This is a genomic window from Roseovarius sp. THAF9 (assembly GCF_009363715.1).
In the GTDB taxonomy this organism is placed as follows: domain Bacteria; phylum Pseudomonadota; class Alphaproteobacteria; order Rhodobacterales; family Rhodobacteraceae; genus Roseovarius.
Map to the genome: position 1 here is coordinate 975,358 of NZ_CP045404.1, position 10,848 is coordinate 986,205.

At 63.0% G+C, this 10,848-nt stretch carries 11 protein-coding genes; 5 read left to right on the plus strand and 6 right to left on the minus strand.

What is annotated here, in order from left to right:
* The 3 genes from glpX to FIU86_RS04820 form a co-directional block, all read right to left on the minus strand.
* Window positions 1–957 carry a class II fructose-bisphosphatase gene (gene glpX, locus FIU86_RS04810; protein ID WP_152474028.1) on the minus strand — a complete coding sequence of 319 codons (957 nt, stop codon included), beginning with the start codon at window positions 955–957 and terminating at the stop codon, window positions 1–3.
* 76 nt (window positions 958–1,033) lie between these two features.
* On the minus strand, window positions 1,034–2,320 hold the full coding sequence (locus tag FIU86_RS04815; protein ID WP_152474029.1) for a homoserine dehydrogenase: 1,287 nt from the start codon (window positions 2,318–2,320) through the stop codon (window positions 1,034–1,036).
* 157 nt (window positions 2,321–2,477) lie between these two features.
* Window positions 2,478–2,792: a hypothetical protein gene (locus FIU86_RS04820; protein WP_152474030.1), complete on the minus strand. Its 315-nt coding sequence runs from the start codon at window positions 2,790–2,792 to the stop codon at window positions 2,478–2,480.
* 81 nt (window positions 2,793–2,873) lie between these two features.
* Between FIU86_RS04820 and FIU86_RS04825 the strand changes: the two genes are divergently transcribed.
* On the plus strand, window positions 2,874–3,464 hold the full coding sequence (locus tag FIU86_RS04825) for a TetR/AcrR family transcriptional regulator (RefSeq protein WP_152474031.1): 591 nt from the start codon (window positions 2,874–2,876) through the stop codon (window positions 3,462–3,464).
* An 85-nt stretch (window positions 3,465–3,549) separates the two neighbouring features.
* A complete protein-coding gene (locus FIU86_RS04830) occupies window positions 3,550–4,026 on the plus strand; it encodes a hypothetical protein (protein ID WP_254703944.1) in 477 nt (158 codons plus the stop codon).
* Between the two features lie 8 nt (window positions 4,027–4,034).
* On the opposite strand, the gene FIU86_RS04835 is transcribed toward FIU86_RS04830, so the two are convergent.
* The 3 genes from FIU86_RS04835 to FIU86_RS04845 are packed head-to-tail and all read right to left on the minus strand — an operon-like array spanning window position 4,035 to window position 7,050.
* The gene (locus FIU86_RS04835) at window positions 4,035–4,616 is read right to left on the minus strand and encodes a TadE/TadG family type IV pilus assembly protein (RefSeq protein ID WP_152474033.1); all 582 of its coding nucleotides are present in this window, start codon (window positions 4,614–4,616) and stop codon (window positions 4,035–4,037) included.
* Window positions 4,616–5,152 (minus strand): TadE/TadG family type IV pilus assembly protein, encoded by a 537-nt coding sequence (locus tag FIU86_RS04840; RefSeq protein WP_152474034.1) that lies wholly within the window; start codon window positions 5,150–5,152, stop codon window positions 4,616–4,618. Before FIU86_RS04840 ends, FIU86_RS04835 begins: the two co-directional genes overlap by 1 nt.
* Window positions 5,149–7,050 (minus strand): Tad domain-containing protein, encoded by a 1,902-nt coding sequence (locus FIU86_RS04845; RefSeq protein ID WP_172977434.1) that lies wholly within the window; start codon window positions 7,048–7,050, stop codon window positions 5,149–5,151. The genes FIU86_RS04840 and FIU86_RS04845 overlap by 4 nt, the downstream gene beginning before the upstream one ends.
* Window positions 7,051–7,436: 386 nt before the next feature.
* Here FIU86_RS04845 and FIU86_RS04850 point away from each other — a divergent pair, with 386 nt between their 5' ends.
* The 3 genes from FIU86_RS04850 to FIU86_RS04860 all read left to right on the plus strand — a co-directional run bounded on the left by FIU86_RS04850 (window position 7,437) and on the right by FIU86_RS04860 (window position 10,839).
* Window positions 7,437–8,870, plus strand: a complete 1,434-nt coding sequence (locus FIU86_RS04850) for a Glu/Leu/Phe/Val dehydrogenase (RefSeq protein ID WP_152474036.1) — start codon at window positions 7,437–7,439, stop codon at window positions 8,868–8,870.
* A gap of 10 nt (window positions 8,871–8,880) precedes the next feature.
* A complete protein-coding gene (locus tag FIU86_RS04855) occupies window positions 8,881–9,492 on the plus strand; it encodes a DUF6151 family protein (protein ID WP_152474037.1) in 612 nt (203 codons plus the stop codon).
* A gap of 93 nt (window positions 9,493–9,585) precedes the next feature.
* Window positions 9,586–10,839, plus strand: a complete 1,254-nt coding sequence (locus tag FIU86_RS04860) for a sarcosine oxidase subunit beta family protein (RefSeq protein WP_152474038.1) — start codon at window positions 9,586–9,588, stop codon at window positions 10,837–10,839.
* Window positions 10,840–10,848: the final 9 nt, after the last annotated feature.

The window sequence follows — 10,848 nt, forward strand, 5'->3', positions numbered from 1 at the left end:
TCACATCGGGTGGCGGCAGGTCATGATGCGGCGTTCTCCGGTAGAGGAACGCAGCAGGAGCGTTTGGGTTTCGATACTGTCGCCACGCGGCTTAAGCCCGGCGACCAGCGAGCCTTGCGTCACGCCGGTGGCGGCGAAGATCACGTCGGACGATACCATCTCGTCCCTTGTGTAGACACGGTCGAAATCGGTGATGCCGGCCTTTTCGGCGCGGCCCCGCTCGTCATCGTTGCGGAAAAGCAGCCGACCCCAGATCTGGCCGCCCAAGCATTTCAGGGCGCCGGCCGCCAGCACACCTTCGGGCGCGCCGCCAGAGCCCATGTACATGTCGATGCCGGTTGCCTCGGGATCGGCGCAGTGCATGACGCCGGCCACGTCGCCGTCGCCGATGAGGTATATCGAGGCGCCGGTGGCGCGCAGTTCCGCGATCGTCGCCTCGTGGCGGGGGCGTTCGAGGACGCAGACGGTGATATCCGAGGGGTCGACACCCTTCGCCTTGGCAAGGGCCCGGACCCGTTCGGCGGGAGACATGTCGAGCGATACCACGCCCTCGGGGTAGCCGGGGCCGATGGCGAGCTTGTCCATGTAGACGTCCGGCGCGTGCAGCATCGTGCCACGCGGCGCCATTGAAATCACTGTGAGCGCGTTCGGCATGGCCTTGGCGGTAATGGTGGTGCCTTCGAGCGGGTCGAGCGCGATATCGACCTCGGGGCCGTTCCCCGAGCCGACCTCTTCGCCGATATACAGCATCGGTGCCTCGTCGCGTTCGCCTTCCCCGATAACCACGGTGCCGGCAATGTCCATTGCGCCCAGCTCCTGGCGCATGGCGTTCACGGCGGCCTGGTCGGCGGCCTTCTCGTCGCCGCGGCCGATCAGCGGGCGGCAGGCAAGCGCGGCTTGTTCGGACACACGGGCCAAGGCGAGCGATAGGAGGGCGTCGTTGAAAGGGGCGGTCATGAAAAAGTCCTTCGGGTCATGAGGCCGGTCCAGCATTAACGGCTGGCCCGGCATGGCACAAGGTCGGGCGCGTGCCTCAGACGCTTTCGATGCGCAGGGCGACGGGAGCGGAAGCGACGACATCGACCTGCGACAACGCCTCGAGCGCTGATGCCAGTGCAGATGGTGCGGTCTTGTGGGTGACGATCAGCACCGGGGCGGTCGCCTCTTCGTGACGGTACTGGCGCATCCGGTCGATCGACACGCCGGCGTTGCCGAGGATGGTGGCGACCTTGGCCAGCGCCCCGGGCTTGTCGTGCAGCGCCATACGCAGGTAGTAGGGCACCGCCGCGGCTTCGGACGCGATGGCCGGTTTGCCGAGGTCGGTTGCAGGAATGCCGAAGGTGGGCAGCTGCACGCCGCGCGCGATGTCCATCACGTCGCCCATCACCGCGCTGGCGGTCGGCCCTTCGCCGGCGCCCGGGCCGCGCAGGACGATCTGTTCCACGGCGTCGCCTTCGAGGACGACCATGTTGGTGCCGCCTTCAAGCTGGCCCAGCGGAGAATTTTTCGGCACCAGACAAGGTGACATGCGCTGTTCCAGCCCGCGCCCGGTCATCCGGGCGACGCCTAACAGCTTGATGCGGTAGCCCATGTCGGCGGCCTGCTTGATGTCGGCGATGGTGATTTTCTGGATGCCTTCAAGGCTGATGGCGTCGAAATCGACCTGGGTACCGAAGGCGATGGAGGCGAGGATGGCCAGTTTGTGGCCTGCGTCGATGCCGCCGACGTCGAGGTTCGGATCGGCCTCGAGATAGCCCAGCTGGTTGGCCTCTTCGAACACGTCCTCATAAGGCAGACCGGAGGATTGCATCCGGGTCAGGATGTAGTTGCAGGTGCCGTTCATCACGCCCATGACGCGGGTGATCTCGTTGCCGGCTAGCCCCTCGGTCAGAGCCTTGATGACGGGGATGCCGCCCGCCACGGCGGCCTCGAAGCGCAGGGTGCGGCCTGCGGCTTCGGCCTGTTCGGCGAGGGCATGGCCGTGGATGGCCAGCATCGCCTTGTTGGCGGTGACCACGTCCTTGCCGGCGGCAAGCGCGGCCTCGGTCGCGGCCTTGGCGGGACCGTCGGAACCGCCCATGAGTTCGATGAAGACGTCGACATCGTCGCGGGTGGCCAGCGCCACCGGATCGTCTTCCCACTCATAGCCCGATAGCGAGACGCCGCGATCCTTGTCGCGGGTGCGGGCGGACACGGCAGAAATCGCGATCGGGCGACCGGCGCGGGCCGCCAGCAGGCTGGCCTTCTGGCGGACGATCTTGACGACGCCGGCGCCGACGGTGCCGAGCCCGGCGATCCCGAGGCGAAGGGGGGTGGTCATGGGTGTATCCTTGAGATTTTGTCGAGGCGGGTTGGCTGGGGTTTAGCCGGTTGCGACAGGCCTTGCAACGCGGGTTTCGTGCTGCGCGAGACCGTTTTCTTGAAAAGAAAACGGATCGAAATCTTTGAAAGATTTCGGGCGCGCGGAGTGGCGGATGTTATTGCGGCACGTCGATGGTGATCTTGCGGTCGAGCCGCGCCCGCGAGGTACCGTCGATCACGGAGCCGCGCAGGCGAGCGGCGCGGGCGCGCAGGGCGGCGACGCGGGCCTCGAGCATGCGGGTGGTCTGCTCACTGGCGCGCGGCGCGGCGACGCGGGCGCGCAGGTCCTCGACAGGCAGCAGGTCGGGATAGGGTGCGCGGCGCGTTTCGAGCGACGTGCCGTTGTCCAGTTCGGGGAACTGGGTGCATCCCGACAGCGCGAGGGTCAGCGTGAGGGCCGTGAGGCCTATGAAACGGCGCGTCGTCGTCATGGTGCGTCTGTCATGCCACTGATCGCGGTCCACAGGCAAGCGGGGGTTTTATCTGAACGGTCGTTCAGTTACCTATATTGCATGGCACGCACGCAAGGTTCGCATTCCAAGACCACAGGCCCGCGGGTGCGCGAGTCCGCGCTGCGGCTTTTCGCGCGGCACGGGTTTGCTGCCGTGTCCATGCGGCAGATCGCGAACGAGGTTGGGGTGCATGCGGGGGCACTCTACAATTATACGCCCGACAAGCAATCGCTGCTCTTTGACCTGATGCGCGAGCATATGGACGCGTTGTTGGCCGCATGGCAGGTCGAGGACCCCGGAGGCGCCAACGCCTGCGCCCGTCTGGAGGCGTTCACGCGGTTCCACATCCGGTTCAACACGCGGCGGGCCGATGCGGTTTTCGTATCTTACATGGAATTGCGGAACCTGACGGCCGAGAACTTTGAAGCTGTCACCGAATTGCGCCGGGTCTACGAAACCCGGCTGGAGGAAATCCTGCGCGCCGGGCAGTACGCGGGAGACTTTACCCTGGCCGAGCCGCGGATCACGGCGATGGCGGTCATCGCGCTGCTGACCGGGGTCAATACCTGGTATCGCGACGCGGGGCGGCTGAGCCTGGACGAGGTCGAGACGCTGTATTGGGACATGGTGCGCCGGATGGTCGAGGGATAGCGCCGGGCGGTGTGTTTCTTTTCGCACTCGCGCCGGATCTGCAATCCAGCTATCAGTCCGCAAACCGATCATGGAGACGGCGGCGATGAACGACGACGAGGTATTGGCGGTCATGCAGGCATCGACGGGCCGGCGCGTGCTGGGCGTCGGCTGCCTGGGTCTTTTGGGCGCGGTGCTGATCTGGATCGGGCTGACGCGAAGCTTCGACTCGCTGGCGTGGAAACTGTTTTTGGTTGTGCTGGGCGCGGCGGCGGTCTGGATGGGAGACGCGATGCGTCGCGCCACGGCGCAGAAGATCGAGCTGACGCGGGCGGCTGTGCGCAGCAGCGACGGCGAGGTGATCGTGGCGATCTCGGATATCGAGACGATGGACCGCGGCATTTTCGCCTTCAAGCCGTCGAACGGGTTTCTGATCAAGGCGAAAACGAAAGCCCCGTCGCGGTGGCGGCCGGGGCTTTGGTGGCGGATGGGCCGCCGGATCGGGCTGGGCGGGGTCACGCCCGGACATCAATCGAAAATGATGGCCGAGATGATCGCCGCCCTGATGGCAGACCGCGCCTGAGTTGCGGATTATTTCTGAAGCCCGCAGACCCCTTCGTAACAGATCTGGGGCGCGAAGCGGATTGCGCTGAACACCCGGGTTTCGATGGTCACGTCGTTGAGGCCGACGTTGAAGAGCGGATCGTAGGACGAGGTGGATTCAACCAGGATGATCTCTTCGCCGTCCGCGACGTCGGGCAGGGTAGTATGCGAGTCCTTGACCTGCGCGGTGGTCAGCTGGGCCATGGGGCCTGTGCCGCGCACCTCGGACCAGACGATGCCGTATTCGTCCTCGTCGGCGTCGTAGGACACGATCGATACGCGGATCTGGTTGACGCCGTCGTCGTTGGTGATCTCGTCAAACAGGATCTTGGCGTTGTCGAGATAAATCGAAGTCAGGCCAGCCGCCCGCGTTTCGCGTGAGATCATGTCCGCGATTGTGAAAGTGCCTTTTTCGCGGACGCTCTTGTAGCGGTGGATCTCGAAGAAGTCGAAGGTGGCGGCCATACCCCAGAAGAGCAGCGGCAGCGACAGGACGGATTCGACCATAAGCGAGCCACGGGTTTCTTCCAGAAAGCTGCGCAGGGAAACTTTGAGACGGGCCATAAGCATCAGTTCGGTTCCTGTACGAAAGCGGTCATGGAGATAATCGAAGCCTCGCCGCTGCCATCCTTTTCAAGCGCCGAGCCCAGGAATTCTTCGGGGAAGAAGGGCTCGTACTTGTAGCAGGCACGCATCAGCATCAGCTGGTTGGCGACACCGGGCGTGAAGGTGCGTACGGGCTTGGCCGGTTCGGCTTTGTCGGTACAGTCGGCCGTCGTGTCCAGTGTTTGCAGGGCAAAGATGTTGGCCGGACGCATTTCCAACCGCAGCTTCTCCTTGCAGTTCAGAACCATGACGGCGTTGTCGCAGACAAGGTCCTTGATTTCGTCGTGCTGGGGTGCCGTGCCGGTCCCGAGGCGGACCTCGCGCACCGCGATGTCCAGGCCGCGTTCCAGCAGTGTGTGGCGCATCGTCACGAAACCCAGCTCGATCGACATCATGATGAACGAAAGGTAGATCGGGAAGATGATGACGAACTCGACCGATGCCGAGCCACTCTCGTCCGCTCTCAGCCGACGTAGGGCCGTTTTGAACTTGCGTATCATTGTGTCAGCCTCAGGGATTGCACGTTGCCCGCGATCGAGCCGAACGCGTCGGAGATGTCGAGGCCATCAACCGCATAGTAGTAGGCGGTGCTATCCTCGACGGAGTCATAACCTGTCGCGCATTTCTTGAGCGAGCTTTCCGCAGTGCCGTCCTCGGTCACCTCGTAGCCGATCGTGTAGATCACCACGCCCTGGTCCTTGGCGGCGGTACAGATCTTGTTCATGCGCTCGTTCTTTTTGGTGCCGTCGATATTCGAGGCGGAGTTTTCGTACTCATGATAAGCGTCGTAGATACCGGTGATGTCGCCATATTCGTCTGGAGACATCAGGCCCCAGGCCTCTTCCCAGCTGTAACGTTCGCGGGCGACGAAACCGTCCTGTTCATCGAGGTTCACGAAGTCCGTGCCGCTGATGATGCCGCCATCGGTGATGTTGATGTAATTCCAGTCATCCATCATCGCATCCCAGATGCTTTCCTCGAGCGTGCTGCAATTGTGGTTTTCCCAGGCTGAGGGCGGAGGGCCCTCTTTGGTGCCATTGGTGCCGTGGCCTGCATTGATAAGGTCTTCGCAAGCGGCACCGGCGGTTTGGAGACCTGCCGCAAGCGCAGTCTGGAGCGTGGTCAGCAGACCGGCCGCATGCACACTGTCGGGGTCGCGCATCACGTAGCTTTCGTAGGTGACGCTTTTGTATTTGCAACGGGCCCAGCTTTGGCTGCAGCGCCATTCGTTGCCGGAGCCGTACCAACGGTAGTTGGCATTGTAGATCCAGTAGGCGTAGTCGAACACCTCGTCCTGATACTCGACATAGAAGAGATCGGAGTTTTCGCCGCGGTATTCGCTGTCTTCGGGCAGGAAGTAGGTGGTGGAGTTTTCACCATCGCCCATCATCACGATAATCTTCATCGTTTCGCTGTCCGAGTAGTCCACGGGCACGGTGGTGCCGGTCACGTCGCGGAAGGACGGGTCGAGCAGGGCTGCGCCCCATTTTACGCCAAGGTCACCTGTGGTGTTGCCGTGGGCGATCATGTTTTCGATCTTGGTATGCAAGTCCGTCTCGGACGACGAGAAGGTCATGATGCGATAGCCATCCTCGGTGTAGCACGAGCGCCAGGGCCAGTTCAGGTTATCGAAATCGCCGAAGCGCGACGTGTAGATCGCCTGCGTCATCGGGATGAGTGACAGGTCATCGCTGGCGGCCGCATCGGTGGCGAGCGCCGTGCTGTCATAGTCGTCATCGTCGAAATTCAGGCAGTAGGAATAGTCATGGCGTTCATCGACCAGCAGGGCATCGTAGATGTCCTCGCTTGGGGTCACGGAGGTGGAGAACGGCACGATCGAGATCACGGCGTTGCCGGGATCGACGGAGTCGAGGATCGTCGTCACGAATTGCTTCGCGGCCGTTTCGAGGTTGTCGATCTTGTCCTCGCCATTGGTACCGTTCTCGTTCATCGAGTTCGATACGTCGAGCACGAGGGCGATTTCCAGCTTCGGAACGCGCATCTGCGCCGTCGATTCCGCGCTGGTCGACAGGCGGTCCACGCCCGACAGTTTCATCAGGTAGGTATCCATGTCGAATTCGGCGCTGGCGGTCACGTAGGCCGAGTTAAGACCGATATCGATGTCGTCCTCGCCGATGGCGTTTAGGTATTGCGACATGCCCGCCTTGGCGAAGTAATCCTCGACCACTTCTTTTGCTTTTTCGTCGGACGAGGCGCCGGCTCCGGCCAGAACGGCGGAGTCGAGCGTTGCCTGCAGGTGGGCGCGGTGCATCTCGTGCCGCATCGAGTCGACGCCCAAGCCAGCCATGACCAGCATGAACATGAAGATGAAGAGCGTCAGGATGATCATCGAGCCATCCTCGTCGCGGCGGAAATCCGAAACGCGGCGGCGCGCCATGGCGTATGTTGGCAGACAAGTGCTCTGTAGCGACCGTATTTTAAATTTCGACACGTTCATTTCTTTGACACCTCTTTGGACGGTTCCCGCCCCAGGAACGGATTAAATCCCTGCCTTTATCAAAAAGGTCTGTGGTCAAAATAAGGCGAAACCGGGATGAAATTGGCCCTATTGGCGCTGAACACGGGATAAATCCTTCTGATTTTCCGGACTGTTACGGAAAAAGTAACAACGCTTCGATTCGGTGCCGTCTGGCGCGCTGCGGACGCGTTTCAAACGTGTCGGGCATCTATGGTGGACAATTGGGACACTTCGCTTAACCATTGCGACATGCATGCGGGCTATGGGGAGTCGTGCCACATGCGCCAGAAGAGGGAGACCCGACCATGAATGCACCAATCAAGGAGCCGACATTTCGCGAAAGCGTGGACCTGATGTTCAACCGCGCGGTATCGCTGATGGATCTGCCGCCTGGCCTGGAAGAGAAGATCCGCGTCTGCAACGCCACCTACACGGTGCGGTTCGGCGTGCGCCTGCGCGGGCAGATCCACACCTTCACCGGCTATCGCAGTGTGCATTCCGAGCATATGGAACCCGTGAAGGGCGGCATTCGCTATTCCATGGCGGTGAACCAGGACGAGGTCGAGGCGCTGGCGGCGCTGATGACTTACAAGTGTGCATTGGTCGAGGCGCCGTTCGGCGGATCGAAGGGCGGATTGTGCGTGGACCCACGCGAATGGGACGAGCATGAGCTGGAGTTGATCACGCGGCGGTTCGCCTACGAGCTGGCCAAGCGCGACCTGATCCATCCAGCGCAGAACGTGCCCGCGCCCGACATGGGCACGGGCGAGCGCGAGATGGCGTGGATTGCCGACCAGTACCGCCGGATGAATACCACCGACATCAACAGTCGCGCCTGTGTGACCGGCAAGCCGGTCCATGCCGGCGGTATCCAGGGCCGGACCGAGGCCACGGGCCGCGGCGTGCAATACGCGTTGCAGGAGTTCTTCCGTCATCCCGAGGACGTGAAAGCAGCCGGCATGAGCGGGTCGCTGGACGGCAAGCGCGTGATCGTGCAGGGCTTGGGCAACGTGGGCTATCACGCGGCCAAGTTCCTGTCCGAGGAAGATGGCTGCAAGGTGATCGCGGTGATCGAGCGAGATGGCGGCCTTTACGACGAAAACGGGCTGGACGTCGATGACCTTCGCAGCTGGATCGGAAAGCATAGCGGCGTCGACGGCTACCCGAAGGGCAAGTACATCAGGGACGGGTCGAAATACCTCGAAGAGGACTGCGACATCCTGATCCCGGCCGCGCTGGAAGGGGTGATCAACCTCGGGAATGCCGACAACATCAAGGCGCCCCTGATCATCGAAGCCGCGAATGGTCCGGTTACGGCGGGTGCGGACGAGATTTTGCGCGGCAAGGGTACGGTGATCATTCCGGACATGTATGCCAACGCCGGCGGTGTGACGGTATCCTATTTCGAGTGGGTCAAGAACTTGAGCCACATCCGCTTTGGCCGGATGGGCCGTCGGCAGGAGGAAGCGCGGCACGAATTGATCGTGCAGGAGCTGAGCCGGCTGGACGATCACCTTGAAGGTGCGTGGTCGATGAGGCCGGATTTCAAGCAGAAGTACCTGCGCGGTGCGGGCGAACTGGAACTGGTGCGCTCGGGCCTCGACGACACGATGCGCGCGGCCTATCAGACCATGCGCGAGACGTGGCACGCCCGCGAGGACGTGACCGACCTGCGAACGGCGGCCTATCTTGTGTCGATCGACAAGGTCGCGACCAGCTATCGCGCCGCGGGCCTTTAGGCGCGGACACTTGGCCGCGACGGCGAAGAAGACCTGCCGCTGCGGCGTGGTCGAAGTGACACTCGCGGTGCCCGCCAGCGGGGCGGGCACCCGTGTCACGTGCTACTGCAAGGACTGTCAGACCGCGGCGGGCCTGTTCGGTCACGCAGACGAACTCCTGTCGCCCGGCGGCGGCAGCGAGATTTGGCAGACAACGCCGGATCGGGTCACGATCGACGCCGGGGCGGAGCATCTTGAAATCCTGCGCCTGTCGCCCAAAGGCTTGTTCCGCTGGCACGCACGATGCTGCGACACGCCGATCTTCAACACCATGTCGCGGGTGGCCTTGCCGTTTGTCGGCGTGGTTCTTCGGCAGGCAGAGTTGGATGGCGCTGCGTCCGGGCTGGGACGGTCGCGTTGCCAGGCGTTCACAAAACATGCAAGACCCGAGCCGGGCGCGCCCAAGTCCGACCGTGGATTTATTGGCGCAGGCCTGCGTGTTCTGAATCGTATGACTGGTGCGTGGACCAGCGGGCGGGCAAAGTCGAACCCGCTTCTAACTGAGGACGGTGCGCCGATCGCGCCTGTCTCGGTCATTCCGTTGGAGCAGCGCCAGCGGGCCACGCCTGACCACCTGCGCTGAACGGTCCCGTCTCGCCGGTCGCGGGCGGAGGGGCCAGTTGCCATTCCCCTTCGAACTTGCTTCACTCGCGCCCCTGGCGATGGAGATGACAATATGCGGTTTTCGGGGCTGCGCATCCTCAGGGAAGGTCTGACCGGCAATCGTGGCTGGCAGGCGCATTGGCGCGATGCAAGCCCTAAGGATGCCTATGAGGTGGTCATCATCGGGGGCGGCGGGCATGGGCTGTCGACCGCTTATTACCTGGCGCGCGAGCACGGGATCACCAATGTCGCGGTGCTGGAAAAAGGGTATCTGGGCGGCGGCAATGTGGGGCGCAACACCACTATCGTGCGGGCGAATTTCTTCCTACCCGGCAACTCGGAATTCTACAGTCATTCTCTGAAGCTGTGGGAAGGGCTGGAGCAGGAGCTGAACTACAACGTGATGCATTCGCAGCGCGGGCAGATCGTGCTGTTTCATTCCGACGGGCAGCGCGACGCGGCGATCCGCCGGGGCAACGCGATGCGCAATCAGGGCGATGATGCGGAACTGCTGAGCGTGGGGCAGTTGAAGAAGGTGCTGCCGTATCTCGACTACGAGCAGGCGCGGTTTCCCATCTACGGCGGGCTGTTGCAGCGGCGCGCGGGAACAGCGCGGCATGATGCGGTGGCTTGGGGCTATGCCCGCGGGGCGAGCGATCGGGGTGTGGACCTGATCCAGAACTGCGAGGTGACGGGGATCGACATCGAGGGCGGCGCGGTTACGGGCGTGCAAACCTCGCGCGGGGCGATCCGGACCACGAAGGTCGCGGTGATCGTCGCGGGCCGGTCGAGTCAGGTGGCCGCGATGGCCGGGCTGCGCCTGCCGATCGAGAGCCATGTGTTGCAGGCCTTCGTTACCGAGGGGTTAAAGCCCTGCATCGACCACGTGGTCAGTTTCGGAATGGGGCATTTCTATATCAGCCAGTCGGACAAGGGCGGGCTGGTTTTTGGCGGGGATCTGGACATGTATGCCAGCTATGCCGCGCGGGGGAATCTGCCGCTGGTGGAGCACGTGATGGAGGCGGGCATGACCCTGATGCCGATGATCGGGCAGGCCAAGGTGCTGCGCAACTGGGGCGGGATCATGGACATGAGCCCGGATGGCAGCCCGATCATCGACCGCGCGCCGGTCGAGGGTCTCTATCTGAATTGTGGCTGGTGCTATGGCGGGTTCAAGGCGGTGCCCGGCTCGGGGCACTGCATGGCGCATCTGGTGGCGACGGACCGCCCGCACAAGGCGGCGGAGCGGCTGCGGCTGGACCGGTTCCGCACCGGGCGTGGGCTGATGGATGAGGAGGGGACGGGTGCGCAGCATAACCTGCATTGAGGCGTTTCT

Excerpts from the sequence above, each read along its gene's own strand:
- FIU86_RS04860 (WP_152474038.1), top strand. The coding sequence starts at position 9,586 with ATGCGGTTTTCGGGGCTGCGCATCCTCAGGGAAGGTCTGACCGGCAAT.
- FIU86_RS04845 (WP_172977434.1), bottom strand. The coding sequence starts at position 7,050 with ATGGCGCGCCGCCGCGTTTCGGATTTCCGCCGCGACGAGGATGGCTCG.
- FIU86_RS04835 (WP_152474033.1), bottom strand. The coding sequence starts at position 4,616 with ATGCTTATGGCCCGTCTCAAAGTTTCCCTGCGCAGCTTTCTGGAAGAA.
- FIU86_RS04850 (WP_152474036.1), top strand. The coding sequence starts at position 7,437 with ATGAATGCACCAATCAAGGAGCCGACATTTCGCGAAAGCGTGGACCTG.
- FIU86_RS04815 (WP_152474029.1), bottom strand. The coding sequence starts at position 2,320 with ATGACCACCCCCCTTCGCCTCGGGATCGCCGGGCTCGGCACCGTCGGC.
- FIU86_RS04830 (WP_254703944.1), top strand. The coding sequence starts at position 3,550 with ATGAACGACGACGAGGTATTGGCGGTCATGCAGGCATCGACGGGCCGG.
- glpX (WP_152474028.1), bottom strand. The coding sequence starts at position 957 with ATGACCGCCCCTTTCAACGACGCCCTCCTATCGCTCGCCTTGGCCCGT.
- FIU86_RS04840 (WP_152474034.1), bottom strand. The coding sequence starts at position 5,152 with ATGATACGCAAGTTCAAAACGGCCCTACGTCGGCTGAGAGCGGACGAG.
- FIU86_RS04825 (WP_152474031.1), top strand. The coding sequence starts at position 2,874 with ATGGCACGCACGCAAGGTTCGCATTCCAAGACCACAGGCCCGCGGGTG.
- FIU86_RS04820 (WP_152474030.1), bottom strand. The coding sequence starts at position 2,792 with ATGACGACGACGCGCCGTTTCATAGGCCTCACGGCCCTCACGCTGACC.